21 protein-coding genes are annotated in these 26554 nt (G+C 69.5%); 5 read left to right on the forward strand and 16 right to left on the reverse strand.

Annotated features, from left to right (window positions below; all coding sequences use genetic code 11):
• Window positions 1-68: 68 nt before the first annotated feature.
• From ACIF83_RS32790 to ACIF83_RS32805, 4 genes are all read right to left on the reverse strand, one after another.
• Window positions 69-440 (reverse strand): FKBP-type peptidyl-prolyl cis-trans isomerase, encoded by a 372-nt coding sequence (locus ACIF83_RS32790; RefSeq protein WP_393476129.1) that lies wholly within the window; start codon window positions 438-440, stop codon window positions 69-71.
• Between the two features lie 91 nt (window positions 441-531).
• A complete protein-coding gene (locus ACIF83_RS32795; protein ID WP_399732372.1) occupies window positions 532-1533 on the reverse strand; it encodes an FKBP-type peptidyl-prolyl cis-trans isomerase in 1002 nt (333 codons plus the stop codon).
• 143 nt (window positions 1534-1676) lie between these two features.
• A complete protein-coding gene (gene pafA, locus ACIF83_RS32800; protein WP_097255646.1) occupies window positions 1677-3038 on the reverse strand; it encodes a Pup--protein ligase in 1362 nt (453 codons plus the stop codon).
• Window positions 3039-3047: 9 nt separating this feature from the next.
• Window positions 3048-4307: an MFS transporter gene (locus ACIF83_RS32805; protein WP_393476136.1), complete on the reverse strand. Its 1260-nt coding sequence runs from the start codon at window positions 4305-4307 to the stop codon at window positions 3048-3050.
• A gap of 90 nt (window positions 4308-4397) precedes the next feature.
• Here ACIF83_RS32805 and ACIF83_RS32810 point away from each other — a divergent pair, with 90 nt between their 5' ends.
• The gene (locus tag ACIF83_RS32810; protein ID WP_399732375.1) at window positions 4398-5414 is read left to right on the forward strand and encodes a LacI family DNA-binding transcriptional regulator; all 1017 of its coding nucleotides are present in this window, start codon (window positions 4398-4400) and stop codon (window positions 5412-5414) included.
• A gap of 60 nt (window positions 5415-5474) precedes the next feature.
• Here the strand turns inward: ACIF83_RS32810 and prcA are convergent, their stop codons facing one another.
• The 5 genes from prcA to arc form a co-directional block, all read right to left on the reverse strand.
• Window positions 5475-6224, reverse strand: a complete 750-nt coding sequence (gene prcA / locus ACIF83_RS32815) for a proteasome subunit alpha (protein ID WP_393476142.1) — start codon at window positions 6222-6224, stop codon at window positions 5475-5477.
• 61 nt (window positions 6225-6285) lie between these two features.
• Entirely contained in the window at window positions 6286-7128 is an 843-nt protein-coding gene (gene prcB / locus ACIF83_RS32820; protein ID WP_399732378.1) for a proteasome subunit beta, read from the reverse strand.
• Between the two features lie 202 nt (window positions 7129-7330).
• Complete coding sequence (locus ACIF83_RS32825) at window positions 7331-7549, reverse strand: ubiquitin-like protein Pup (RefSeq protein ID WP_030744708.1); 219 nt, start codon at window positions 7547-7549, stop codon at window positions 7331-7333.
• 198 nt (window positions 7550-7747) lie between these two features.
• Entirely contained in the window at window positions 7748-9259 is a 1512-nt protein-coding gene (gene dop, locus ACIF83_RS32830) for a depupylase/deamidase Dop (RefSeq protein WP_393476148.1), read from the reverse strand.
• Between the two features lie 232 nt (window positions 9260-9491).
• On the reverse strand, window positions 9492-11258 hold the full coding sequence (gene arc, locus ACIF83_RS32835; RefSeq protein ID WP_393476151.1) for a proteasome ATPase: 1767 nt from the start codon (window positions 11256-11258) through the stop codon (window positions 9492-9494).
• Between the two features lie 519 nt (window positions 11259-11777).
• Between arc and ACIF83_RS32840 the strand changes: the two genes are divergently transcribed.
• Entirely contained in the window at window positions 11778-12080 is a 303-nt protein-coding gene (locus ACIF83_RS32840; protein ID WP_393476154.1) for a ferredoxin, read from the forward strand.
• Window positions 12081-12104: 24 nt separating this feature from the next.
• Here the strand turns inward: ACIF83_RS32840 and ACIF83_RS32845 are convergent, their stop codons facing one another.
• The 3 genes from ACIF83_RS32845 to ACIF83_RS32855 all read right to left on the reverse strand — a co-directional run bounded on the left by ACIF83_RS32845 (window position 12105) and on the right by ACIF83_RS32855 (window position 15365).
• A complete protein-coding gene (locus ACIF83_RS32845) occupies window positions 12105-12686 on the reverse strand; it encodes a hypothetical protein (protein WP_393476157.1) in 582 nt (193 codons plus the stop codon).
• A 238-nt stretch (window positions 12687-12924) separates the two neighbouring features.
• Window positions 12925-13827 carry a tRNA (adenine-N1)-methyltransferase gene (locus tag ACIF83_RS32850; RefSeq protein ID WP_393476160.1) on the reverse strand — a complete coding sequence of 301 codons (903 nt, stop codon included), beginning with the start codon at window positions 13825-13827 and terminating at the stop codon, window positions 12925-12927.
• A 38-nt stretch (window positions 13828-13865) separates the two neighbouring features.
• On the reverse strand, window positions 13866-15365 hold the full coding sequence (locus ACIF83_RS32855) for a site-2 protease family protein (RefSeq protein ID WP_399732384.1): 1500 nt from the start codon (window positions 15363-15365) through the stop codon (window positions 13866-13868).
• A gap of 177 nt (window positions 15366-15542) precedes the next feature.
• Between ACIF83_RS32855 and ACIF83_RS32860 the strand changes: the two genes are divergently transcribed.
• Window positions 15543-16499, forward strand: a complete 957-nt coding sequence (locus ACIF83_RS32860) for a RecB family exonuclease (RefSeq protein ID WP_398139567.1) — start codon at window positions 15543-15545, stop codon at window positions 16497-16499.
• Window positions 16500-16513: 14 nt separating this feature from the next.
• Window positions 16514-17185, forward strand: a complete 672-nt coding sequence (locus ACIF83_RS32865; RefSeq protein WP_094216819.1) for a response regulator transcription factor — start codon at window positions 16514-16516, stop codon at window positions 17183-17185.
• A gap of 78 nt (window positions 17186-17263) precedes the next feature.
• On the opposite strand, the gene ACIF83_RS32870 is transcribed toward ACIF83_RS32865, so the two are convergent.
• The 4 genes from ACIF83_RS32870 to metH form a co-directional block, all read right to left on the reverse strand.
• On the reverse strand, window positions 17264-18844 hold the full coding sequence (locus ACIF83_RS32870; RefSeq protein WP_393476170.1) for an ABC transporter substrate-binding protein: 1581 nt from the start codon (window positions 18842-18844) through the stop codon (window positions 17264-17266).
• Window positions 18845-18909: 65 nt separating this feature from the next.
• Complete coding sequence (locus tag ACIF83_RS32875) at window positions 18910-20514, reverse strand: ABC transporter substrate-binding protein (RefSeq protein WP_393476173.1); 1605 nt, start codon at window positions 20512-20514, stop codon at window positions 18910-18912.
• A 433-nt stretch (window positions 20515-20947) separates the two neighbouring features.
• A complete protein-coding gene (locus tag ACIF83_RS32880; RefSeq protein WP_393476176.1) occupies window positions 20948-21649 on the reverse strand; it encodes an HAD family hydrolase in 702 nt (233 codons plus the stop codon).
• A 110-nt stretch (window positions 21650-21759) separates the two neighbouring features.
• Window positions 21760-25275, reverse strand: coding sequence for a methionine synthase (metH, locus tag ACIF83_RS32885; RefSeq protein WP_398139569.1), 3516 nt, complete (start codon window positions 25273-25275; stop codon window positions 21760-21762).
• Window positions 25276-25573: 298 nt separating this feature from the next.
• On the opposite strand from metH, the gene ACIF83_RS32890 reads away from it, so the two are divergent.
• On the forward strand, window positions 25574-26338 hold the full coding sequence (locus ACIF83_RS32890) for an IclR family transcriptional regulator (protein WP_393476182.1): 765 nt from the start codon (window positions 25574-25576) through the stop codon (window positions 26336-26338).
• Window positions 26339-26554: the final 216 nt, after the last annotated feature.

The following is a 26554-nucleotide window of genomic DNA, read 5'->3' on the forward strand; positions in this document are numbered from 1 at the left end:
ATGCCCGGACAGGCATGGGCCCCAGTCGATCGGGTCCGGTCGGATCCCGAAAACTGGCCGTACGACGATCAGACCGCGAGCAGGTCCACGACGAAGATCAGCGTCTCGCCGGGCTTGATCGCCGGAGTCGGGCTCTGGTCGCCGTAGGCGAGGTGCGCCGGGATGGTCAGCTGGCGGCGGCCGCCGACCTTCATGCCCTGCACGCCGCGGTCCCAGCCCTTGATGACCCGGCCGCCACCCAGCGGGAAGCGGAACGGCGTGCCGCGGTTCCAGCTGGCGTCGAACTCCTCGCCCGTGCTGAAGGCAACACCCACGTAGTGGACGGTGACGTTCTGGCCCGCCTCCGCGACGGGGCCGTCACCCTCCCAGATGTCCTTGATCTCGAGGTCCGCCGGGGGCTCGCCGCCCGGGAAGTCGATCTCGGGCTTGTCGATGCTCACGTCAAAAGCTCCTGCTTGTGTACGACACGAAACACGTACAGTCTTTCATCCCCGCTGGTCTGCCGCCCGCCGCCACCACGGCGCGGCACGGCTACATCGCGGCCAGGATGTCCACCGAGAACACCAGCGTGGAGCCCTTCTTGACGACACCGCCGCTCGGCGGGTTGTCGCCGTAACCCAGCTCCGGCGGGATGACGACGAGGACCCTGCTGCCCACCTTCTTGCCGGTCAGTCCCTCGGCCAGGCCCTTGACGGCCTGCTGCATCTGCTCCAGCGAGAACTGGCTGAGCCGCCCGGAGCCGTACGTCTGCTGGAACGTCTTGCCGCTGTCCCAGACCACGGCCTTGAACTGGCACAGGATCGTCTGGTTCGCCTTGATCTCGTCGCCGTCGCCCTCCAGGACGTAGGTCGACACCAGCTTCTTCGGCGGCTCGGACTTCGGGACGGTGATCTCGGGCGCCTTGCCGTCGGTGTTGGTGCCGACCTTGGGCAGGGCGGCGTCGTTCTGTGGGACCGGCTTGCCCTGGGCGGAACTCTTGGAGTTGAAGGAGTCCATCAGGTCGATGACGAAGACCAGGGTGTCGGTGCCCTTGATGCCCGCCTGCGGGTTGCCCGACTTGCCGTAGCCCAGCTCCGGCGGGACGGCGAGCTCGATCCGGCTGCCCACCTTCTTGCCCGCGATCGCGTACCGCCAGCCGTCGATGATGCTGCCCTGGGCGAGCTGGATGACCAGCGGGCGGTTGCGGTCGTAGGAGTTGTCGAAGACCTTGGCGGTGCTCCAGATCTGGCCCAGGTAGTTCGCCTGGATGAAGTCGTTCTCCGCGATCGTGCGGCCGTTGCCCGCGATGACCGTCTTGACCGCGAGGTTCTTCGAGGGCTCGCCCGGCCCCTTGGCGACGGTGGGCTTCTCACCGAACTTCGTGCCCGCCGTGATCGCCGGCAGCGGTCCCTCCACGATCTTGGGCGGGGGCGTGGACGCCGACGGCGACGGCGACGCACTGGCCTTGCTGGAGTCGGACTTGTCGTCGCCGCACGCGGCGAGCGTGACCAGTCCTGCGGGTACAGCGGCGAGGAGGAGGGAGCGTCGGCGCACGGAGATGCCTCGTAATCGGTCGATCTTGTGGATTGGCGTGCGCGCAACTCTACGACGCGAGAAGGGCGCCGTACGGGAAACGTACGACGCCCGTGTGGCGTTCCGGCAATTCGATGCGGAAACGCTTGACTCACGTACCTTTGTCACATTCCGGCGATGAGCTTCTCCACCCGGTCGTCCACCGAACGGAACGGGTCCTTGCACAACACGGTGCGCTGCGCCTGGTCGTTGAGCTTCAGGTGCACCCAGTCGACTGTGAAGTCCCGGCGCTGTTCCTGTGCCCTGCGGATGAAGTCGCCGCGCAGCCGGGCCCGAGTGGTCTGCGGGGGAACCGACTTGCCCTCGAAGATCTTCAAGTCGTTGCAGATCCGGGCGGCTTGGCCCCTTTTCTCCAGCAGGTAGTACAGACCACGACGACGGTGGATGTCGTGGTAGGCGAGGTCTATCTGGGCGACCCGCGGGTGCGACATGGTCATGTTGTGCTTGGCCCGGTACCGCTCGATGAGCTTGTACTTCATGACCCAGTCGATCTCGGTGCCGATGCGGTCGAGTTCCTCGGTCTCGATCGCGTCGAGGGTGCGGCCCCACAGCTCCAGGACCTGCGCGACGGTGCCGGTGCGGATGCCGCGGCGGTCGCAGAAGTCCACGGCCTTGTCGAAGTACTCGCGCTGCACCTCCAGCGCGGAGGCCTCCCGGCCGCTGGCCAGGCGCACCTTGCGCCGGCCGGTGATGTCGTGGCTGACCTCGCGGATCGCCCGGATCGGGTTCTCCAGGGTGAGGTCGCGCATCACGGTGCCCGCCTCGATCATGCGCAGCACCAGGTCGGTGGCGCCGACCTTGAGCAGCATGGTCGTCTCGGACATGTTCGAGTCGCCCACGATGACGTGCAGGCGGCGGTAGCGCTCGGCGTCCGCGTGCGGTTCGTCGCGGGTGTTGATGATGGGCCGGGAGCGGGTCGTCGCCGAGGAGACGCCCTCCCAGATGTGCTCCGCGCGCTGGCTGACGCAGTAGACGGCGCCGCGCGGGGTCTGCAGGACCTTGCCCGCGCCGCACAGCAGCTGTCTGGTCACCAGGAAGGGGATGAGGATGTCCGCGAGCCGGGAGAACTCCCCGTGCCGTGCCACCAGATAGTTCTCGTGGCAGCCGTAGGAGTTGCCCGCCGAGTCGGTGTTGTTCTTGAAGAGGTAGACGTCGCCCGCGATTCCCTCCTCGTGCAGGCGTCGTTCCGCGTCCACCAGGAGTCCTTCGAGAATGCGCTCGCCGGCCTTGTCGTGGGTGACCAGTTCGATCACGTTGTCACATTCGGGTGTCGCGTATTCCGGATGTGACCCCACGTCGAGATAGAGCCGGGCGCCGTTTCGCAGAAAGACATTGCTGCTGCGGCCCCATGACACGACACGGCGGAAGAGGTACCGCGCCACCTCGTCAGGAGACAGGCGCCGCTGTCCCCTGAACGTGCACGTGACGCCGTACTCGTTCTCCAGCCCGAAAATGCGGCGGTCCATGACTGAACATTACGCCCGATCCCCTGAGCTGAAACGGGGTTCGGCAGCACGATTTGGATCATTTTCCGATGAAGCCGCAACAACCCCGCTCCGCGCGGGAGCTGCGAGGACCCGTCCGGTGGCGAGCAGGACCAGCAGGGACACGGCCCCCGCGACACCCGGGAGGGCGAATCCCCACAGTGCGCCACCCGCCTGGACCACCGGGCCCGCCAGCCCCGTTCCGACCGAGGCACCCACGGTGAACGTCGTCACGAGCCAGGAGAACGCCTCGGTGACGGTTCCGCTCGGCGCGTGCCGGTCGACGATGATGAACGCGCAGGCGATGCAGGGGGCGAGGAACACTCCGGAGACCACGGTGAGCAGCACCATGGCGACCGCACCCGGCATCAGCATCAGCGGCAGGTAACACACCGCCAGAAGCGCCACCAGGGTCCGCAGTCGCCGCTCGGGCGTGCCGCTCCACCGGCGCGCGCCGTAGACGGTGCCGCCGAGAAGGGCCCCGAGGCCGAGCGCTGCCATCAGCCAGCCGTAGACGGCGTCGCCGCCGTGGTCGTCGGCGTACGGCACCGAGGCCACGGTGATGGAGCCGAGCGCGATGCCGACGAACAGGAAGGCACCGAGGAGCACGAGCAGGCCGGGCGAGCGCAGGGCGCCGAGCCAGTGCGCCTCGCGCGGGGCCGAGCGCCATGCGCGCGAGGGCGGCGAGACGACCACCGAGAGGGCGCCGAGGACGCCGACGGCGTTGAGCACCAGCAGGGCCGCACGCTCCGACCACAGGGACACGCACAGGGTCACGAGCAACGGGCCGACGGTGAACATCACTTCCTGCGCGACGGCGTCCATGGCGTACGCGGTGTGCACCTGCTCCTGGCGGCGCAGCACGGAGGGCCACAGGGCGCGCAGGCCGCCCTCCAGGGGCGGCGTGAAGAGGCCGGCGGCCGCGACGGCGGCGTAGGCGAAGGGCAGCGGGTCGGTTCCGGAGAAGGCGAAGGCCGTCATGGCGAGGGCGGAGAGGACGGCGGCGGGCAGCTGGACGCGCGGCTGGCCGTACAGGTCCACGAGACGGCCCAGCACCGGCTGGCCCACCGCGTTGGCGACGCCGTACACGGCCGCGAGGGCGCCCGCCAGGCTGTACGTGCCGCCCTCGCCGCGGACGAACAGCACCAGGGCGATCGCGGCGGTCGCGTTGGGCAGCCGGCCCACCAGGGTTCCGGTCAGCAGACGGGCCGCGTGCTTCGCCCTGAGGATCTCCAGGTATCCCGCGGCCATGTCCTGCCTCCTAGTGTTACGTATAACGTCCCCACTCATACGTACCATGTGCGCTGTTCACACGTCCACATGAAGGAGCAGGCCCCCGCCGTGGCACGCAGCAGTACGCGCCCGACCAGCCGTGACGTAGCGCAGGCTGCCGGGGTCTCCCAGGCGGCCGTCTCGCTCGTGCTGGGCGACAAGTGGCGTGGCCGGGTCTCGGAGGCAACCGCCGAGCGGGTCCGGGAGGCCGCGCGCGAGCTGGGCTACCGGCCCAACCTGGCGGCCCGCAATCTGCGCCTGGGCCGCACCCGCACAATCCTGCTCGTGGTGCCGGCGCTGACCACCGAGTTCTTCGCCGGTGTCTACACGGGCGCGGCGCGGGTGGCGGCCCGGCACGGCTTCGGCGTCGTGCTGTACCCCTCCCCCGAGGGCATCGGCCCGGCCCGCGACCCCTTCGCCTCCGCCCAGGCCGCCCTGGACGGCGTCATCGCCTCCTCGATGGCCGCGGACGCCCTCACCGCGATCCGCGGCGACCAGCTGCCGCTGGTCATGCTCGACAGCGACCCCGAGGGCAGCCTGGGCGCGGCCACGGTGAACCTGGACATCGCCGACGGCGTGCGGCAGGTCGCCGAGCACCTGCTGGGCCTCGGCCACCGCCGCGTCCTGCACCTGGCCGCCGACGTGCCCTCCTGGACGTTCGAGATGCGTGCGCGGGAGCTGGCGGCGCGTCTGGCCGCCGTGCCGGGGACGGAGATCCGTACGGCCCCGGCGCCGATCTCCATCGAGGGCGCCCTGGCCGCCGCCGAGGCCGCGTTCACCGTGCCCGGCCCCCGGCCGACGGCGGTGGTCTGCGACGACGACAAGCTGGCGGCCGGCGCCTACAAGGCCCTGCGCCGCCTGGGCCTGCGCGTGCCGGACGACGTCTCGGTGACCGGCCTGGACGACCTGGCCCTGGCCACGGCCCTCGACCCCGAGCTGACGACGGTACGACTGGACGCCGAGCTGTTCGGGGAACGCGGGATGGAGGCCCTGCTGGCGGTCCTGGAGGGCCGCGAGCCCGAGCGCGGGGACATTCCGGTGGAACTGGTCGTACGGGGGTCCACGGCGCCGCCTCGCGCGTCCTGAACGCCGTGTGCCCCGGCCGGCGGACCGGTCGGGGCACACGGGAGCGGGATGCGGACGGGGCTACTCCTCGGAACTCTCCTCCTCGGAGCTCTCCGCCTCGGTGGCCGCGCCGTTCTCCTCCAGGAGGCGGGCGAGCTGGCGGCCGACGATGCGCTTGAACTTGCGGGTCTGCGGGCGGGTGCGGTCCAGCACCGCGACCTCCAGGCGCTCGGCGGGGATCTCCCGCTGGGTGCCGTTCGACTCGCGGGACAGGGCCTGCACGGCCAGCTTCAGCGCCTCGGCCAGGCTCATGCCGTCCTGGTGGCGCTGGTCCAGGTAGTTGCTGATCAGCTCCGCGTTGCCGCCGACCGCGACCGAGCCGTGCTCGTCGACGATCGAGCCGTCGTGCGGCAGCCGGTAGATCTGGTCGCCCTCGGGGGTGGCCCCGACCTCGGCGACGACCAGCTCCACCTCGTACGGCTTCTCGGCGGCGCTGGAGAAGATCGTGCCCAGCGTCTGGGCGTAGACGTTGGCGAGACCGCGGGCGGTCACATCGTCCCGGTCATAGGTGTAACCGCGCAGGTCGGCGTAGCGCACGCCGCCGATGCGGAGGTTCTCGTACTCGTTGTACTTGCCGGCGGCCGCGAAGCCGATCCGGTCGTAGATCTCGCTGAACTTGTGCAGCGCGCGGGACGGGTTCTCGCCGACGAAGACGATGCCGTCGGCGTACTGCAGCACGACCAGGCTGCGGCCGCGGGCGATGCCCTTGCGGGCGTACTCCGCCCGGTCGGCCATGGCCTGCTGGGGTGAGACATAGAACGGCGTCGACACCGGTTATCCGTCCCTTTCTGTCATGTTCACTGGATCACCTTGATAAGAACCGGGCCCGCGCTCATAGCAGGGCGGCCTTGGGACCGTCCGGCTCCTCCAGGCGACGCTGGAGCACCGCGCGGGAGAGCCCGGAGGACTCGTCATCTGAGAGTCGGCGGAAGCCGTCCTCGGTGATCACGGTGATGATCGGGTAGATCCGGCGGGCGACATCGGGACCACCGGTCGCCGAGTCGTCGTCTGCCGCGTCGTACAGGGCCTGGACCACCAGGGTCGTGGCCTGTTCCTCGGTCAGGTCGTCACGGAACAGCTTCTTCATGGCACCCCGGGCGAAGACCGAGCCGGAGCCCGTCGCGGCGAAGTTGTGCTCCTCGGAGCGACCGCCCGTGACGTCGTAGGAGAAGATGCGCCCCCTCTCCCGGTCCAGGTCGAACCCGGCGAACAGGGGCACCACGGCCAGGCCCTGCATGGCCATGCCGAGGTTGGAACGGATCATGGTCGACAGCCGGTTCGCCTTGCCCTCCAGCGACAGCTGGGCGCCCTCGACCTTCTCGAAGTGCTCCAGCTCGAGCTGGAAGAGCTTGACCATCTCGACGGCGAGACCGGCGGTGCCGGCGATACCGACGGCCGAGTACTCGTCCGCCGGGAAGACCTTCTCGATGTCCCGCTGGGCGATGACGTTGCCCATGGTGGCGCGGCGGTCACCGGCCAGCACCACACCGCCGGGGAACGTGACGGCCACGATGGTCGTTCCGTGCGGCGCCTCGATCACCCCCTGGGTGGGCAGCTGCCGCTTGCCGGGCAGCAGCTCAGGCTGGTGCTCGGCGAGGAAGTCCATGAACGAAGAAGAGCCCGGCGTCAGGAAGGCAGCTGGTAGACGCCCGGTGCCACGAGTATTGGCTTCCACAAGTTTCCTTCCAAGTAAGCGGTATGTCACGGACCTTACCCGGCTCGTGACGGTGATCCACATGCTCGGCCGGAGCCGATACCCAGAACGAAGACTGCCCGCGGCCCGGACTCCTCCGGCCGCGAGCAGCGCTTCGTCGTCCACTCATCGGCCACTCACGACGCCCCCACCCTCGAACCTTGGATTCGAAGGCAAGGTCGGTCTACTGACCGCCCTTTTGCACGAAGGAACGCACGAAGTCCTCTGCGTTCTCCTCCAGGACGTCGTCGATCTCGTCCAGGACGGAGTCCACGTCGTCGGACAGCTTCTCGTGCCGCTCCTTGAGGTCGCCCTGAGCCTGCGCGTCCTGCGCCTGCTCCTCGACCTCCTCGGTGGAGCGCGTGGCCTTCTGCTGGCCGCCGCCGGTGTCCTTGGTTGCCATAACCCTCACCCCGCTCAGTTCGCCCGACATGGTCGACGGGTCGGCATTCCTGCCGATCGGTGATGATCAGACCCTACAAGCCGGGTCCGACATCGGCCCCGCAGTTTCGACAACATGCGGGGACCACCTCGATGATTCCCTGGCGGCGGGATTTCCACCCTGTCCGCCCGGGCCGGTACGTGTACCGGCTGGTCGCGATCAGCTGCCTGACAGGACCTTGACCAGGTCTTCCGCCGTGCGGCAGCGGTCCAGCAGCTCCTTGACGTGATTTCGCGTTCCGCGAAGCGGTTCGAGGGTTGGAACGCGCTGGAGGGAGTCCCGGCCGGGCAGGTCGAAGATGACCGAGTCCCAGGAGGCCGCGGCCACGTCGTCCGCGTACTGCTCCAGGCAGCGGCCGCGGAAGTACGCGCGCGTGTCCTCCGGCGGCTTGGTACGGGCCCTGTCGACCTCGGACTCGTCCAACAGCCGCTTCATGCGCCCGCGGGCCACCAGACGGTTGTAGAGGCCCTTCTCGGCGCGTACGTCGGCGTACTGCAGGTCGACCAGGTGCAGCCGGGCGGCGTCCCAGTCGAGGCCGTCACGACGGCGGTAGCCCTCCATCAGCTCCCGCTTGGCGACCCAGTCCAGCTCGCCGGCCAGGCTCATCGGGTCGTTCTCCAGCCGGTTGAGCGTGTCCTCCCAGCGGGAGAGCACGTCCTTGGTCTGCTCGTCGGCGTCCGCCCCGAAGCGCTCCTCCACGTACTTGCGCGACAGCTCGAAGTACTCCATCTGCAACTGGACCGCGGTGAGTGTCCGGCCGCTGCGGAGGGTGACGACACGCTTGAGGGACGGGTCGTGCGAGACCTGGTGGAGCGTGCGCACGGGCTGGTCCACCGCGAGGTCGACCGCGATGAAGCCGTCCTCGATCATGGACAGGACCAGGGCGGTCGTGCCCAGCTTGAGGTAGGTGGAGATCTCGGACAGGTTGGCGTCGCCGATGATCACATGCAGGCGGCGGTACTTCTCCGCGTCCGCGTGGGGCTCGTCCCGGGTGTTGATGATCGGGCGCTTGAGGGTGGTCTCCAGACCCACCTCGACCTCGAAGTAGTCCGCACGCTGACTGAGCTGGAAGCCGTGCTCGTGCCCGTCCTGACCGATGCCCACGCGGCCCGCTCCGGCGAAGACCTGACGGGAGACGAAGAAGGGCGTGAGGTGACGCACGATGTCCGAGAAGGGGGTCTCCCGCTTCATCAGGTAGTTCTCGTGCGTGCCGTAGGAGGCGCCCTTGTTGTCGGTGTTGTTCTTGTAGAGGTGGATCGGCTGGGCGCCGGGCAGCTGGGCGGCCCGCTCCGCGGCCTCGGCCATGATCCGCTCGCCGGCCTTGTCCCAGAGGACGGCGTCGCGTGGATTGGTCACCTCGGGGGCGCTGTACTCGGGGTGGGCATGGTCCACGTACAGGCGCGCGCCATTGGTGAGGATCACGTTGGCGAGGCCGATGTCCTCGTCGGTGAGCTGGCTGGCGTCGGCGGCCTCCCGGGCCAGGTCGAAGCCTCGCGCGTCCCGCAGCGGGTTCTCCTCCTCGAAGTCCCAGCGGGCCCGGCGAGCCCGGTGCATCGCCGCCGCGTAGGCGTTGACGATCTGGGACGAGGTGAGCATGGCATTGGCGTTCGGGTGGCCGGGGACGGAGATCCCGTACTCCGTCTCGATGCCCATTACTCGCCGTACGGTCATGCGGCCCTCCTTGCCCGGCGGCACCCTCGGTCGTGGGCGCCGCTCAAGTACCGCTGGAGCTCCGGTGCGTGTGCGGTGCCCGTCCCCGCACTGCGCGACTCGGCGGTAGGAAAGAGCCTAGAACGCCTTTGCGCTGGTGGGGAGATCATTTGCGTCATTGCCTGCTCCGGTCGTGGCCAGAAAAACAGTCGGCTGCGGGCACCCGCCGAGGGCACCCGCAGCCGCCCTGCCTTTACAGGTACTGACCGGTATTCGCCACCGTGTCGATCGATCGGCCGGTGTCCGCGCCCTGCTTTCCGGTGATGAGCGTACGGATGTACACGATCCGCTCGCCCTTCTTTCCGGAGATCCGGGCCCAGTCGTCCGGGTTGGTGGTGTTGGGCAGGTCCTCGTTCTCCTTGAACTCGTCCACACAGGCCTGGAGGAGGTGGGAGACGCGGAGACCCTTCTGGTTCTTCTCCAGGAAGTCCTTGATCGCCATCTTCTTGGCGCGGCCCACAATGTTCTCGATCATGGCGCCGGAATTGAAGTCCTTGAAGTAGAGGACTTCCTTGTCGCCATTGGCGTAGGTGACCTCCAGGAAGCGGTTCTCCTCGGATTCGGCGTACATGTGCTCGACCGCCGTCTGGATCATGCTCTGGACGGTCGTCTCCTTGCTGCCGCCGTGCTCGCCGAGGTCGTCGGCGTGCAGCGGGAGCCGCTCGGTGAGGTACTTGCCGAAGATGTCCTTCGCCGCCTCGGCGTCCGGACGCTCGATCTTGATCTTCACGTCGAGCCGGCCGGGGCGCAGGATGGCGGGGTCGATCATGTCCTCACGGTTGGAGGCGCCGATCACGACCACGTTCTGCAGGCCCTCCACACCGTCGATCTCGGCGAGCAGCTGCGGGACGATGGTGTTCTCCACGTCCGAGCTGACACCGGAGCCGCGGGTGCGGAAGAGGGACTCCATCTCGTCGAAGAAGACGATCACGGGGGTGCCCTCGCTGGCCTTCTCACGCGCACGCTGGAAGACCAGGCGGATCTGCCGCTCGGTCTCGCCGACGTACTTGTTGAGCAGCTCGGGGCCCTTGATGTTGAGGAAGAAGCTCTTGCCGGCGGCCTGGCCGGTCACCTCGGCGACCTTCTTGGCCAGAGAGTTGGCCACGGCCTTGGCGATCAGCGTCTTGCCGCAGCCGGGAGGCCCGTAGAGCAGGACGCCCTTCGGCGGCCGCAGCTCGTGCTCCTTGAACAGGTCCGGGTAGAGGTACGGCAGCTCGACCGCGTCGCGGATCGCCTCGATCTGGTTGCCCAGGCCACCGATCTGCTCGTAGCCGATGTCGGGGACCTCTTCGAGGACGAGCTCCTCGACCTCGCTCTTGGGCACGACCTCGTAGACGTAGCCGGAGCGGGGCTCGAGCAGCAGGGCGTCGCCGGGGCGGATGGTGACGTCCAGCAGCGGCTCCGCGAGCCGCACCACCCGCTCCTCGTCGGTGTGCCCCAGCACGAGGGCGCGCTCGCCGTCCTCGAGGATCTCCTTGAGGGTGACGATGTCGCCGACGCGCTCGTACTCCATGGCCTCGACCACGTTGAGCGCCTCGTTGAGCATGACCTCCTGGCCGCGCCTGAGGTCGTCGAGCTCGACGCTCGGGCTGACATTCACCCGCAGCTTGCGGCCGCCGGTGAAGATGTCGGCCGTGCCGTCCTCGATGGCCTGCAGGAAGACGCCGAAGCCGGCCGGCGGCTGGGCGAGCCGGTCGACCTCCTCCTTGAGGGCCACGATCTGGTCGCGGGCCTCGCGGAGCGTGTTGGCCAGCCGCTCGTTCTGCGCGGAGACGCCGGCCAGGTTGGTCTGCAGCTCGACGATCCGCTCTTCGAGAATCCTCGTGTGCCGCGGAGAGTCGGCGAGCTTGCGTCGCAGGACGGCGATCTCCTGCTCAAGGTAGGCGATCTGCCCGGCCGGGTCGTCGGACCCTCGTCCCGGGCGGATGCCGCGGTTCATGTCGTCGTCGTGGGCTGCCACGGTCCTCACCTCCTCCAAGGGGAGCTGGACGCTTCCAGACCCTACCTGGGTGGGTGACGATTGAAACCCCTAGATCACAAAGACTGTCAAGGTGTGTCGTCGGTCACCCGGTGCGCTCCCTCTCGCAGGGAGGGAATACCCACTCAACGTGATTCAGAAGCGGGTTGTTCCTTGTCGGGGACGGTCAAGACCCTTCAGGACTGGCTGGAGTTGTCTCTTCCGGGCCGGTCGGCCGGTACGCGGGCAGGCCTGTGAACGCTCCTGCGATCATCACGCAGAGCGATGGCGCGAACGGTCGGCGTAACCATCGGGGTGGCCTGAAGTGCTCCCCCGGTCCACCGGGGCTCCCTTCCCCGGTCGGGCGGTCGTACCCGAGGGGTCCTGGGAGGAAACCCCGGCCCCCGTCGAACACCGGCGCAAAGCGGGCGGAGGTAGGGTCGAGGTGTTCAACAGCCGCTGGAGCGGACCCGGCTGGCCTTCGCGCCCAGGGCACCGCCCGGCGAACCGACGGCAGGAGAGATGACCGTGCAGCAGGAGGCCCCGGGCGGCGAGGCGCTGGAGGTCTGGATCGACCAGGACCTGTGTACCGGCGACGGGATCTGCGCCCAGTACGCCCCCGAGGTGTTCGAGCTGGACATCGACGGGCTGGCCTATGTGAAGGGCGCGGACGACGAGCTGCTCGTGCACCAGGGGGCCACGACCCCGGTGCCGCTGCCGCTGCTCACGGACGTCGTGGACTCGGCGAAGGAGTGCCCCGGCGAGTGCATCCACGTACGCCGGGTTTCGGACAAGGTCGAGGTGTACGGGCCCGACGCGGAGTGAGTCGGGCCTCGGACAGGCCCTGGGTCAGACGCTGTGAGCCCCGGCCGGGGTGGAGCGGAGGAACGCGGTGCCGTTCCACCGCCACTTGGCCGGGGTTTTCACGTCGGGGCAGCAACTGGGCACGTCGGACGAGGAGTAGCCGAGCAGGGTGGCGCTGACGGCACCCGCGCGCAGGGCGAAGTCGGTGACGGTGAAGCGGTCCTTGGGGTCGACGAGCGTGGCGACCACGCGGGCCTTGCCGCCGTCCGCGCCCCGGGTGAGGACGTAGACGCCGTCGGGCGGGGTGCCCATGGGGGCGTCGCAGTGCACGACCGCGACGGTTTCCGGTCTGCCGTCGCCGTCCAGGTCACCGGCGGCCTGCTTCACCACCAGCTCCTTCACCGGTCCGCAGTCGAGGGGGAAGTCCACGCCCGTCGTACTGGGCGGTGCGACGGCGGCGGGGGCGGACCTGGCCTCGGTGCCGGGGGCCGGCTGGGCGGCCGTGGCCGAACCGGGCTGCACGACGGAGGACAGGGCGATCACGCCGGCGACCGCAGTGGCCGTGGCGACCCAGTGGATGGGCCCGGCGTGCGTGTGGGCGAGCTCCGGAACGGCGGATTGCTGCACTAGGAGTGTCTCCTGTGAGGGCTGTGCCGGTGGGGGGGGGTGGCCTGCATGGTGCCACACGTCACAGTGCGGGGGAACGGCGGGGTCGGTACGGGATTTCCGCCGACGAAGTGCACACACGCGCGTGGGGCCGTACCCGTCCTGGTGCCGTGTCAACGGACGAGCGCCGTGTCCGAGTTCCCCGGATCGGCCGGGAACTCGGGCACGGCGCCCTTGCGTTGTGCTCGGTGGGAGCGGGTCAGCGGCCGGAGCCGCCGTCGGCGTTGGGGCCGGCGTAGTCCTCGCCGTAGGCGCCCTTGGCGGGGCGGCGGCGGCGCATGGGCGGCTCGACGCCGTCCGCGAGGCGGCGGGCGGTGAGCAGGAAGCCGGTGTGGCCGATCATCCGGTGGTCCGGGCGGACGGCCAGGCCCTCGATGTGCCAGTTGCGGATCATGGTCTCCCAGGCGGTCGGCTCGTTGAAACAGCCGATCTCCCGGATGGACTCGACGGTCCGGGCGAGCTGGGTGGTGGTGGCCACGTAGCAGCACAGGATGCCGCCGGGCACGAGCGCCTTGGAGACGGCCTCCAGGCACTCCCAGGGGGCGAGCATGTCGAGGATGACGCGGTCCACGTCGGCGTCGGACAGGTTGTCCTGCAGGTCGCCGACGGTGAGCTGCCAGGCGGGGTGCGGGCCGCCGAAGTAGCGCTCCACGTTCTGCTGGGCGATCTCGGCGAAGTCCTCGCGGCGCTCGTAGGAGTGCAGCATGCCCTGGTCGCCGATGGCGCGCAGCAGGAAGCTGCTGAGCGAGCCGGAGCCGACACCGGCCTCCACGACGCGGGCGCCGGGGAAGATGTCGGCGAAGGCGAGGATCTGCCCCGCGTCCTTGGGGTAGACGACGGCTGCCCCGCGGGGCATGGACAGGACGTAGTCGGGGAGCAGGGGGCGCAGCGCGAGGTAGGCCACGTTGCCGGTGGTGCGGACAACGCTGCCCTCGGGAGCACCGATCAGTTCGTCGTGCGGGAAGGAGCCCTTGTGGGTGTGGAAGTTCTTCCCGGCTTCGAGCGTGAACGTGTAGTGGCGGCCCTTGGGGTCGGTCAGCTGAACCTGGTCCCCGACCTTGAAGGGCCCGCGCCTGCGGGCGGCACCGGTCGGTTCGGACATGTGACCAGCCTACCGGCACCTGAGGGGGCCGCCGACCACTAGGACGGCCTCGCCATGGCCTTCACGAAGGCGCGTTCGACGTCCGCTGCCGACAGGACGCCGTAGATCTCGCCGGTCTCCTCGACCACCAGGTACTCGGTCGCCGGGGTGGCCCGCAGGACGTCCAGCAGCTCCTCCCCCGACAGCTCGGCGGAGACCCGCATGCCGTCGCTCAGCTCCTGGGCGAGGCCGCTGACGGCGACCCAGGGGCGGCGGTGCTCGGGTACGCCGACGATGGCGGCCTCACGGACGAGGGAGAGGGGGTGGCCCTCGGCGTCGACGACGACCAGGGCGCGGGCGCCGGCGGCGTTGGCGCGCCGCAGGGCCTCGGAGAGCGGGGTGTCGGTCTCCACCGGTACGGCCCGCCGGGTCAGGGTGCGGGCCCGCAGCTCGGGGAGGTGCTCGCGCAGCCGGGCCATGCGCAGGCTGTTGCCGGCGCCGGTCCAGATGATCGCGGCGAGGATGGCGGCGAGCAGGGCGTCGGTGACGGTGTCCATGCCGCTGATCTCCTCGCTGCCGCCGCCGAGGGCGCCGGACTGGTTGAGCAGCGGGAGACCGACCAGGACCGAGATGGCGAGGGCGCGGCCGACCCAGGCGGCGGCGACGGTGCCGCTCATGGGCTTGCCGGTGATCTTCCAGACGACGGCGCGGAGCATGCGGCCGCCGTCCAGGGGCAGGCCGGGCAGCAGGTTGAAGGCGGCGACGATGAGGTTGGAGATCATCAGGCCGGCCAGCAGGACGCCCGGGACGGTGTCGGGCTCCACCGGTTTCATGGCCAGGTAGAAGATCCCGGCGAGGACGAGCGAGAGCAGCGGCCCGACGAAGGCCAGGACGAACTCCCGGCCCGGGGTCTCGGCCTCCTTCTCGATCTCGGATACACCGCCGAAGAACTGGAGCTGGATGCGGCGGACCGGGAGCTTGAAGCGGATCGCGGCGACCGTGTGGGCCAGCTCGTGGACCAGCACGGAGGCGTAGAAGGCGACGGCGAAGAACAGGGACACCAGGTAGCGGGCGGCGCCCAGTTCGGGCAGCACACGGTCCAGCTGGCCGCCGAAGACCCAGGTGATCAGCGCGGCGACCAGGAACCAGCTCGGCGCGACGTACACCGGCACGCCGAAGGGCCGGCCCATGAGCAGGCCGCCACCGGGTTCCTTGGCCGGCGGCTGGGGCGGCTCCCCCTTGGCGATCCCGGAGTGGGCGAGGGTCCTGTGCTCGCCGGACCCGGTACGGGTGCCCGCGGCGGGCGCCTCTTCACCGGCCCCGGTGTCTCCGGCGTCCTCGCCGGTCGTCGGGCGCGGGGGCTCGGTCGGGGTGTCTTCGCCAGTGTCGGGGTCCCGGTGGGGGTCCCGGTCCGCTGGAGGCGGGGGCGTCGGGGCGTCGTGGGGCTCCGGCCCGGAGTGGTCGGTGGTTCCGGTCGTCGGGGCCGTAGGACCTGCGGGGTGCTCGGCCGGCTCGTCGTTGCCGGACCGCGGCTGCCCGCTCCCGCCGCTCACGTCCACGCTGTCCCCTCGTTCGAAGCGTCTTCCGCGCCAACCGGGCGGAAGGGTCTGGGTCGATGGTATGCGGCCGTGGTGACACGTTCCGCCCCGGCACCCCCTGTGTTTGCCCCGCCGTCGCGCGCTCGACGCGGCCCGCGGCTGGGTCACTGTCAGTGCCGGGCCGTATGGTCTGGGGTCATGGACAGCAGCATCGAGGACGCGGGGGCACGGCCCGGCGCGGTCGAGGACACAGGGACAGCCGGCGTCAGCGGTGACGCCACCGGTTCGGTGGGTGAGCGCGCCGCCATGGCGCCCACGTCGTTGTCCCCGTCGCGTGCCGGTGACTTCATGCAGTGTCCGCTGCTGTACCGGTTCCGGGTGATCGACCGGTTGCCGGAGAAGCCGAGCGAGGCGGCGACCCGGGGCACGCTGGTGCACGCCGTGCTGGAGCGGTTGTTCGACGCGCCCGCCGGGGAGCGGACCGCGCCCCGGGCCAAGGCGCTGATCCCGGGCCAGTGGGACCGGCTGCGGGAGAGCAGGCCCGAGGTCGGCGAGCTGTTCGCCGACGACCCCGAGGGCGAGCGGCTGGCCCGCTGGCTCGGCGAGGCCGAACAGCTCGTGGAGCGCTGGTTCACGCTGGAGGACCCGTCCCGGCTGGAGCCGGCCGAGCGGGAGCTGTTCGTGGAGGCCGAGCTGGAGTCGGGGCTGCGGCTGCGCGGGATCATCGACCGGGTGGACGTGGCGCCCACGGGCGAGGTGCGGATCGTCGACTACAAGACGGGCAAGGCACCGCGGCCGGAGTACGCCGAGAGCGCGCTGTTCCAGATGAAGTTCTACGCCCTCGTCGTGTGGCGGCTGAAGCAGGTGGTCCCGCGCCGGCTCCAGCTGGTCTATCTCGGCAGCGGCGACGTGCTGACGTACGACCCCGTCCTCGCCGACCTGGAGCGCGTGGAGCGCAAGCTGCTCGCCCTGTGGGAGGCCATCAGGCGGGCCACCGACACCGGCGAGTGGCGGCCCCGGCCGACCAAGCTGTGCGGCTGGTGCGACCACCAGGCGCACTGCCCGGAGTTCGGCGGCACTCCCCCGCCCTATCCGCTGCCCGTGAGGGCGCCCGAGTCGGAGGCCGGGCAGCAGGGCAGAATGGGCCGGGACTAGCGAAGGAGTGTCACGTGGCCATCCGCGTCCTACTGGTCGACGACCAGCCCCTGCTGCGTACCGGTTTCCGCATGATCCTGGAGGCCGAGCAGGACATCGCGGTCGTGGGCGAGGCCGGTGACGGTCTGCAGGCCCTCGACCAGGTGCGCGCCCTGCAGCCCGATGTCGTGCTCATGGACATCCGGATGCCGCGGATGGACGGGGTGGAGGCGACCCGGCAGATCTCCGGGCCGGGTCGGGACGGCCCGGCGAAGGTGCTCGTACTGACCACGTTCGACCTCGACGAGTACGTGGTGGAGGCGCTGCGGGCCGGGGCGAGCGGCTTCCTGCTCAAGGACGCGCCCGCCAACGAGCTGGTGCAGGCGATCCGGGTCGTGGCGGCCGGCGAGGCCATGCTGGCGCCGAGCATCACCCGCCGTCTGCTGGACAAGTACGCCACGCATCTTCCCTCCGGCGAGGAGCCCGTGCCGGACACCCTGCACACCCTCACCGACCGCGAGGTGGAGGTGCTGAAGCTGGTGGCGCGCGGGCTGTCCAACGCCGAGATCGCCGCCGACCTGTTCGTCAGCGAGACCACGGTCAAGACGCACGTCGGGCACGTCCTGACCAAGCTCGGCCTCAGGGACCGGGTGCAGGCCGCGGTGTACGCGTACGAGAGCGGCCTGGTGCGGCCCGGAGCGCAGTAGCGCGCAGGCGGCACGAAACGCCGAGGGCGCCCTCCCCGTGGGGAAGGGCGCCCTTTCGCACGGCCGGGACCGGAGCCGTCAGCTCTTGCTCAGTTCCCAGAACCGGAACACCGTCGAGGCGTCCAGGCAGTACTCCAGGCCGTAGACGCCGTCGCGGGCGAGCGCGTACTGCTTGGCCTGCCAGACCGGCAGCACGGGCAGCTCGTCGGCGACGATGTCCTGCAGCTTCCCGAAGTCCTTGTCGGTCGCGGAGCGGTCGCTCTGCGCGGCCGTGCCGGGGATGAGGGAGCCGGTGATGGTGGTGTTGCTGTAGTTGTTGCCCAGCACGTTGCCCTTGCCGAAGAAGGGCGCCGTGAAGTTGTCGGCGTCCGGGTAGTCGGGCACCCAGCCCTTCACGTACACGCCGTACTTGCCCTGGGCGATGTCCTTCTCGTACTGGTCGAAGCCGACGGACTTGACGTCGGCCCGGAACAGTCCGCTCGCGTTGAGCTGGCCGGCGATGGCCTGCAGCTCCTCGTCGGTGGCGGGGCCGTAACGGGACGGCGTGGACCACAGGGTGAGCTTCACCTTGCCGGTGATGCCGTCGGCGCGCAGCGCGGCGGCGGCCTTCTCCTTGGAGGGGCGGGCGCCGTAGGTGTCGAAGAACGCCGTGTTGTGGCCCGCGATGCCCGCCGGGATGATCGAGTACAGCGGGGTGGCGGTGCCCCGGTAGACGTTCCTGACCAGGGCGTCGCGGTCGAGGAGGTAGGCCATGGCCTTGCGGACGCCGAGCTTGCCGGCGACCGGGTCCTTCATGTTGAAGACCAGGTGCTGGACCTCGGCGCTGCTGCCCTCGATGACGTCGACGCCCTTCTTGCCGTCCTGCTGGTCGAGGTCGGCGATGTCGGTCGCGGACAGACCACGGTAGGCGATGTCGACGTCACCGCTCTCGAGGGCCTTCTTCAGGCCGGCCCGGTCGCCGTGGAAGAACTTCAGGGTGACGCCGGAGTTCTTGACCTCGGCGGTGCCCTTGTAGTTCGAGTTGACGGAGAAGACCGCCTCGTCCTTGTCGAAGGAGTCCAGCTTGTAGGGCCCGGAACCGACGGCCTTGTCGTCGGTGCGCAGGCCGTTCGCGTCGTACTGCCGGTGGTCGACGATGGAACCGGCACCGGAGGCGATCTTGCTCGGGAAGGTGGCGTCGGGGACCTTGAGCCGGAAGACGACCGTCTTCGCGTTCGGTGCCTCGACCTTGTCGAGCATCGGGAACATGATCGCCGGGCCGGCGGAGTCGTTGATCTTCAGCATGCGGTCGAAGGAGAACTTCACGTCCTCGGAGGTGAGGGCGTCACCGTTGCTGAACGTCAGGCCGTCCTTGAGCTCGCACCTGTACACCATCGCCCGGGTGTCGGTGAAGGAGCACTGCTTCGCCGCCTCCGGCTCGGGCTCCGTGCCGCCCTTGGGGAAGCTGAGCAGCGACTGGAAGACGTTGTTGAACAACAGCCAGGAGCCGGGGTCGTAACCGGAAGCCGGGTCCGTGGCGAGGACGTCGTCGGACATCCCCATCACCACGGAGGAGCCGGTACCCCCGGATGCACCGTCTTCCGTGCCGCAGCCGGTCAGCAGGCCGGAGGCCAGCCCCGCCACGATGGGAAGAACTGGCCACTGGTTGCGCATGTTCACTGTGTGCCTTGTCGTCGGTTCGTCGATCCGAGGCCCCCGTTCCGTGCCCCGGACAAGGAGAAACGTCAGCCGCTCACACCGCGGCCGAGCTCCCACAGCTGAAGCGTCGAGGAGGAGTTGAGGGCGTAGGAGACGCCCGTGATGTCGTTCCGTGCGGCGACGTACTGCTTGCCCTGCCACAGGGGCAGCACGGGGACGTCCTCGGCGACGATGTCCTGAATTTCGGTCAGGGTCTTGGTGGCGTTGAGCCGGTCGGCCTCGCGGCGGGACTCCGGGATCAGCGTGCGCTGGACGGTGCCGTTGGAGTACGGCGAGCCCAGGAAGTTGCCCTTGTCGAGGAAGGGCGCGATGAAGTTGTCGGCGTCCGGGAAGTCGGGGAACCAGCCCATGCCGTAGACGTCGTACTGGCCCTTCTTCTCGGCGGGCCGGAAGGACGCCCAGGGGTGGCCCTGGATGGTGACGTCGAACAGACCGCTGCCGTTGAGCTGCTGCTGCAGGATGTGGAACTCCTGCTTGGTGGCCGAGCCGTAGTGGTCGGTGGTGTAGTGCAGCGTCAGCTTCACCGGGGTGGTGATGCCGGCCTTGGCGAGCAGGTTCTTCGCCTTGCCGACGTTGGGGTCGCCGTACTTGTTGAAGAACGAGTTGGAGTGGCCGGTGAGGCTCGCCGGGACCAGCGAGTAGAGCGGCTGGGCCTGGGTGCCGTAGACCTTGGAGACGAGTTCGCCGCGGTTGATGACCTGGGCCATGGCCTGGCGGACGGCCTTGCTCTTCACCGTCGGCGCGTTGGTGTTGAAGGCCAGGTAGCGGATCTCCAGGCCCGGCATGTCGACCAGGTCGACGTTCGCGTCGGAGCCGCTGTCCAGCTTGGTGATCTGCGCCGGCGACATGGCGCGGGTCATGACGTCGATGTCGCCCTTGTCGATCGCGGCGCCCATGGCGTCCGCGTCGTCGTAGGTGCGCAGCACGACCTCGCTGTTGTTCACCTGCACGCTGCCCTTGTAGGACGGGTTCTTGGTGAAGGTGGCGCTGACGATCGCGTTGTCCTTGACGTCGGCCTTGAAGGTGTACGGGCCGGAGCCGTCGACCTCGAAGCCGTCGCGCAGCTTGCGCCGGTCGTAGTCCTTGGGGTCGATGATGCCCGCGACCGGGGTGGACAGCTTGTACGGGAAGGTGGCGTCGGCCGTCTTGAGGTGGAAGATGACCTCGCGGTCGCCCTGGGTCTCGATCGTGTCGATGGTGTTCAGCAGGGTGGCGACACCGCTGTCGGCGTTGATGCGCAGGGCACGATCGATGGAGTACTTGACGTCCTGGGCCGTGACCTTGTCGCCGTTGGCGAAGGTCAGGCCGTCCCGCAGCTTGCAGGCGTAGCGCTCGTTGCCGCTGTCGGTGAAGGAGCAGCTCTCGGCCGCCTCCGGCACCGGTTCGCCCTCGCCCTTGGGCTGGGTCATCAGGGTCTGCACCGTCTGGCGCAGGATGTTCCAGGTGCCGACGTCGTAGGCGTAGGCCGGGTCGATCGGCGCTGGCGCGTCGCTCGTGACGGTGAACCGGTCCGTGGTGCCGACGACGATGGCGTTCCCGCTCTTGCTCCCGCTGTCGGATCCGCCGCACGCGGCGAGAACCGGCGTGAGCAGGCCGGCGACTGCCGGCAGCACCAAAGTCTTGCGGTTCATGCGGGACTTTCTCCAGGGCTGTTCGAATCCGTGTACCCGACATGCAAGGGTGGTTGCAGCGGATCACGGGGGTTGCGGCGATGTTCTCGCGACGAGATTAGACCGCGCCCGCAGGAGGGTTCACAGCCGCGCGAGTTGAGACCCCATCACGCAGTGAAACCGGGTGTGGACGCACCGAAAACCCGACAGTGGCAGGTTTGGTGCAGCATCCCATCAATCGGGACACAAGGACACGCCCGACGACCCCGAACCGGGGCGATCAGCACACGTGGGCAACGTTGTCGAGCCCGTCATGCGTGGGGAACGTCACACTTCCAACTGGGTTGGCGGTTACCGGAATTAGGTCGGGCGGCCCGCTTCGAATTCCACCCCGGTGTACTTCCCCGGAATTTTGTCCAACGCGTCCAATGGACTTCGCACGCTGGGTGAACGGCTAGCGCATTTCCGTCATCAGGCTGCGCAGAAATGCCAGGTCGACCTCTTCCAGCGAGCTCACGACCGTGCGCCCGTCGGTCGGTGCGATGGGGGCCACCGAGGGAACGGCGACCACCCGGCAGCCCGCGGCCTCCGCGGACTCGACGCCGGTCGCGGTGTCCTCGATCACCGCGCACCGGGCCGGATCGGCACCGAGCCCGGCGGCGGCGAGCAGATACGGGTCCGGGTACGGCTTGGTGCGCGACACCTCGTCGCCGGCCACGGTCAGGGCGAAGTGCTGGGGACCGAGGGCGGCCAGCACGCGGTCGATGATGCGCCGGTGGGAGGCGGAGACCAGGGCGGTCGGGATCTCCTGCTCGTACAGCTCGGCGAGCAGCCGCCCGGCGCCCGGCATCAGCGGCAGGGCGCGGCCGATGCGGTCCTCGAACCCGTCGTTGAGCAGCGTGGTCAGCTCGGCGAGGGTGATGTCGGCGCCGGTGGCCTCGATCAGGAACCCCGCGCTGCGGGTCATGGGGCCGCCGACCACGACGTGGCGCCAGGTCTCGTCCAGGGCGTGGCCCAGGGCGGCGAAGACCTCGACCTCCACGTCCCACCAGAAGCCCTCGGTGTCCACCAGGGTGCCGTCCATGTCGAGGAGCACGGCCTGCAGGGCTGAGCCTTCGGCCGTACGGGTTCCGAGCGCGGGGACCGTACTGGTCATCCTGGCGCACCTCCTTGAGGGACGACCAGGCCGGTTCCCGGACAGGGAACCGGCCTGCGGTGGACCGACCAGTGTACGACTTATCCGATCAGTGTGCTGTGCGACGCGCCTCACCGGGCGTTGAAGTACTTCGCCTCCGGGTGGTGGATCACGATCGCGTCGGTGGACTGCTCGGGGTGGAGCTGGAACTCCTCGGACAGGTGGACGCCGATCCGCTCGGGCTGGAGCAGTTCGGCGATCTTGGCGCGGTCCTCCAGGTCGGGGCAGGCGCCGTAGCCGAGGGAGAAGCGGGCGCCCCGGTACTTCAGGGCGAACATGTCCTCGATGTCGGCCGGGTCCTCGCCGCCGAAGCCGAGTTCGGAGCGGACGCGGGCGTGCCAGTACTCGGCCAGCGCCTCCGCCAACTGCACGGACAGGCCGTGCAGTTCGAGGTAGTCGCGGTAGGAGTTCGACTCGAAGAGCTTCGCCGTCTCCTCGCCGATGCGGGAGCCGACGGTGACCACCTGGAGGCCTACGACGTCCGTCTCCCCGGACTCCTCCGGGCGGAAGAAGTCGGCGAGGCACAGCCGGCGGCCGCGGCGCTGGCGCGGGAACGTGAACCGGGTGCGCTCGTTGCCCTGCTCGTCCAGGATGATCAGGTCGTCGTCCTTGGAGACGCACGGGAAGTAGCCGTAGACCACGGCCGCCTCCAGCAGGTTCTCCGTCTGGAGCCGGTCGAGCAGGCCGCGCAGGCGGGGCCTGCCCTCGGTCTCCGCCAGCTCCTCGTACGTCGGCCCGTCCCCGGTGCGGGCCTGCTTCAGCCCCCACTGGCCCTTGAACAGCGCGCCCTCGTCCAGCCAGCTCGCGTACTCCTTGAGCTGGATGCCCTTGATGACGCGGGTGTCCCAGAACGGCGGGGTCGGCACCGGGTTGTCGGTGGCGACGTCGGAGCGGACGTGCCCCTCCTCGGGCCGTTCCTCGACCTGGACGGCGGCCGTCGCGCGGACCCGGCGCTGCCTCAGCTCGGGCAGCTGCGCGCCGGGCACGCCCCGCTTGACGCCGATCAGGGCGTCCATCAGGTGCAGGCCCTCGAAGGCGTCGCGGGCGTAGCGGACCTCGCCCTCGTAGATCTCGTGCAGATCCTGCTCGACATAGGCGCGGGTGAGGGCGGCGCCGCCGAGGATGACCGGGAAGCGGGCGGCGAGGCCGCGCTGGTTCAGCTCCTCCAGGTTCTCCTTCATGATCACCGTGGACTTCACCAGGAGGCCGGACATGCCGATGACGTCGGCCCGGTGCTCCTCGGCGGCTTCCAGGATCGCGGAGACCGGCTGCTTGATGCCCAGGTTGACGACGTTGTAGCCGTTGTTGGACAGGATGATGTCGACGAGGTTCTTGCCGATGTCGTGCACGTCGCCGCGCACCGTGGCGAGGACGATGGTGCCCTTGCCCTCGGCGTCCGACTTCTCCATGTGCGGTTCGAGGTGGGCGACGGCCGTCTTCATGACCTCGGCGGACTGCAGGACGAACGGCAGCTGCATCTGGCCGGAGCCGAAGAGGTCGCCGACGACCTTCATGCCGTCCAGGAGGGTGTCGTTGACGATGTCCAGGGCGGGCCGGTCCTGGAGGGCCTCGTCCAGGTCGGCCTCCAGGCCGTTGCGCTCGCCGTCGATGATGCGGCGCTTGAGGCGCTCCTCCAGCGGGAGGGCGGCCAGCTCCTCGGCCTTGCCGGCCTTCAGGGACTTGGCGGTGGCGCCCTCGAACAGGGCCATGAGCTTCTGCAGCGGGTCGTAGCCCTCGCTGCGGCGGTCGTAGATGAGGTCGAGGGCGGTGTTGACCTGCTCCTCGTCGAAGCGGGCGATCGGCAGGATCTTGGAGGCGTGCACGATCGCCGAGTCCAGGCCCGCCTTGACGCACTCGTCCAGGAAGACGGAGTTCAGCAGGATGCGGGCGGCCGGGTTGAGGCCGAAGGAGATGTTCGACAGGCCCAGCGTGGTCTGCACCGCCGGGTGCCGCCGCTTCAGCTCGCGGATCGCCTCGATGGTGGCGATGCCGTCCTTGCGGGACTCCTCCTGACCGGTGCAGATGGTGAAGGTCAGGGTGTCGACGAGGATGTCCTCCTCGCGGATGCCCCAGTTCCCGCTGAGGTCGTCGATCAGCCGTTCGGCGATCTCCACCTTCTTCTCGGGGGTGCGGGCCTGGCCCTCCTCGTCGATGGTCAGCGCGATCAGCGCGGCGCCGTGCTCCTGGGCCAGCCGGGTGACCTTGGCGAAGCGGGAGTCGGGGCCGTCGCCGTCCTCGTAGTTGACCGAGTTGATGACCGCGCGGCCGCCGAGCTTCTCCAGGCCCGCCTGGATGACGTCGACCTCGGTGGAGTCGAGGACGATCGGCAGGGTGGACGCGGTGGCGAAGCGGCCGGCCAGCTCCTCCATGTCGGCGACGCCGTCGCGTCCGACGTAGTCGACGCACAGGTCGAGCATGTGCGCGCCCTCGCGGATCTGCTCGCGCGCCATCTCCACGCAGTCGTCCCAGCGGGCGCCCAGCATGGCCTCGCGGAACTTCTTGGAGCCGTTGGCGTTGGTGCGCTCGCCGATGGCCAGGTAGGAGGTGTCCTGGCGGAACGGCACGCTCTGGTAGAGGGAGGCGGCACCGGGCTCGGGCCGCGGCTGCCGCTCGGGCGGGGTGAGGCCCCGGACGCGCTCGACGACCTGGCGCAGGTGCTCCGGGGTGGTGCCGCAGCAGCCGCCGACCAGCGAGAGGCCGTACTCGCGGACGAAGGTCTCCTGGGCGTCGGCCAGCTCCGGCGCGGTCAGCGGGTAGTGGGCGCCGTCCTTGCCGAGGACCGGCAGGCCCGCGTTGGGCATGCAGGACAGCGGGATCCGGGCGGTGCGGGCGAGGTAGCGCAGGTGCTCGCTCATCTCGGCCGGGCCGGTGGCGCAGTTCAGGCCGATCATGTCGATGCCGAGCGGCTCCAGCGCGGTGAGGGCCGCGCCGATCTCGGAGCCGAGCAGCATGGTGCCGGTGGTCTCGACGGTCACCGACACGATCACCGGCACGTCCAGGCCGAGGGCGTCCAGGCCCCGGCGGGCGCCGAGGACGGCGGCCTTGGTCTGCAGCAGGTCCTGGGTGGTCTCCACGAGCAGCGCGTCGGCGCCGCCGACGACCAGGCCCTCGGCGTTGCGCTGGTAGGCGTCGCGCAGGGTGGTGTAGGGGGCGTGGCCGAGGGTGGGCAGCTTGGTGCCGGGGCCGATGGAGCCGAGGACCCAGCGGGGCCGGCCGTCCTCGGCGGTGAACTCGTCGGCGACCTCGCGGGCCACGCGGGCGCCGGCCTCGGACAGCTCGTGGACGCGGTCGGGGATGTCGTACTCGCCGAGCGCGGAGTGGTTGGCACCGAAGGTGTTGGTCTCGACGCAGTCGACGCCCACGGCGAAGTACGCCTCGTGGACGGAGCGGACGATGTCGGGGCGGGTGAGGTTGAGAATCTCGTTGCAGCCCTCGAGGTTCTGGAAGTCCTCGAGCGTCGGTTCCTGGGCCTGGAGCATCGTGCCCATGGCTCCGTCGGCGACCACCACACGGGTGGCGAGTGCCTCTCGGAGCGCGGACGCACGGGTCCGGCTGTCGGCGGAAGGGGTCGTTGGCAACGAGGCCATGAAGGGGCTCCCTGGAGTGCGACGGCTGTCGGCTATGCGGCTTCCCCGGCGCTGCCGGGCAAGGGGCACGGCGTCAGAGTAACCGGCAGTGGGCTTGGATGGGCAGCGGCGTCCACGAGGCGGACTCAAGTGGTGGACTCTGGATGGCCGCGGCGCCGCTCGCAGGCCACAGGAGATGTAACAGGTGTCGGTCGACCATTAGCGGGAGGCCGACATGGACCGGTAGTGTTCGACATTGCCGAACGGTGTCGTCGATGCTGTTCGTCGATGATCGAAGGGGACGGAGGGCAGGACGGCGATGGCACGGAACATCCAGTCGCTCGAACGGGCGGCCGCGATGCTGCGGCTGCTCGCGGGCGGCGAGCGACGGCTCGGTCTGTCGGACATCGCCTCGTCGCTGGGCCTCGCCAAGGGCACCGCCCACGGCATCCTGCGCACCCTCCAGCAGGAGGGTTTCGTCGAACAGGACGACGCCTCCGGGCGCTACCAACTGGGCGCCGAGCTGCTGCGCCTGGGCACCACCTACCTCGACGTGCACGAGCTGCGCGCCCGGGCCCTGGTGTGGACCGACGACCTGGCCCGGGCCAGCGGGGAGAGCGTGTACCTGGGTGTCCTGCACCAGCAGGGCGTACTGATCGTGCACCACGTCTTCCGGCCCGACGACAGCCGGCAGGTGCTGGAGATAGGGGCCATGCAGCCGCTGCACTCCACGGCGCTGGGCAAGGTGTTGTCGGCGTACGACCCGGTGGCGCACAGCGAGGCCCTGGAGGCCGACCGCAAACCCTTCACGGACCGCACGGTGTGCGAGCAGGCGGACTTCGAGCACATCCTCGACATCACGCGCGCGCGTGGGTACGCGGCGGACGTGGAGGAGACCTGGGAGGGCGTGGCCTCGGTCGCCGCGCCCATCCACGACCGGCGCCGGATGCCCGTGGGCGCCGTCGGCATCGCGGGCGCCGTGGAACGGCTCGGCCGGGACGGCGAACTGCGCCCCGAACTAATCGCGGCGGTACGGGACTGCGCCCGCGCGGTCTCCCGCGACCTGGGCGCGGGACGGTTCTGAGCGACCGGGCGATGTGCCGCTGACCAGCGGATGACCCACCGGGGGACGACCGGGACGCTAGGCGGCGTTCCGGTTCTCGCCATACCCTGAAATGGACAAAAAGGGCAAGAAGGTACGTCAGCGCACGAAGAGCGATAACCGGCAGCGATCAATAACGATCCTGTTTTCGATAACAGAACCCTTGACGCATACGTAACGCCGAAGCAAGACTCCCGT

It is taken from the genome of Streptomyces sp. NPDC085866, assembly GCF_044541035.1.
In the GTDB taxonomy this organism is placed as follows: Bacteria; Actinomycetota; Actinomycetes; order Streptomycetales; family Streptomycetaceae; genus Streptomyces.

Coding starts and splice junctions, on each gene's coding strand:
- ACIF83_RS32850 (WP_393476160.1), bottom strand. CDS start 13,827: ATGTCCGAACCGACCGGTGCCGCCCGCAGGCGCGGGCCCTTCAAGGTC.
- ACIF83_RS32875 (WP_393476173.1), bottom strand. CDS start 20,514: ATGAACCGCAAGACTTTGGTGCTGCCGGCAGTCGCCGGCCTGCTCACG.
- metH (WP_398139569.1), bottom strand. CDS start 25,275: ATGGCCTCGTTGCCAACGACCCCTTCCGCCGACAGCCGGACCCGTGCG.
- ACIF83_RS32825 (WP_030744708.1), bottom strand. CDS start 7,549: ATGGCAACCAAGGACACCGGCGGCGGCCAGCAGAAGGCCACGCGCTCC.
- dop (WP_393476148.1), bottom strand. CDS start 9,259: ATGACCGTACGGCGAGTAATGGGCATCGAGACGGAGTACGGGATCTCC.
- pafA (WP_097255646.1), bottom strand. CDS start 3,038: ATGGACCGCCGCATTTTCGGGCTGGAGAACGAGTACGGCGTCACGTGC.
- ACIF83_RS32860 (WP_398139567.1), top strand. CDS start 15,543: ATGGACAGCAGCATCGAGGACGCGGGGGCACGGCCCGGCGCGGTCGAG.
- ACIF83_RS32890 (WP_393476182.1), top strand. CDS start 25,574: ATGGCACGGAACATCCAGTCGCTCGAACGGGCGGCCGCGATGCTGCGG.
- ACIF83_RS32880 (WP_393476176.1), bottom strand. CDS start 21,649: ATGACCAGTACGGTCCCCGCGCTCGGAACCCGTACGGCCGAAGGCTCA.
- ACIF83_RS32840 (WP_393476154.1), top strand. CDS start 11,778: ATGACCGTGCAGCAGGAGGCCCCGGGCGGCGAGGCGCTGGAGGTCTGG.
- ACIF83_RS32805 (WP_393476136.1), bottom strand. CDS start 4,307: ATGGCCGCGGGATACCTGGAGATCCTCAGGGCGAAGCACGCGGCCCGT.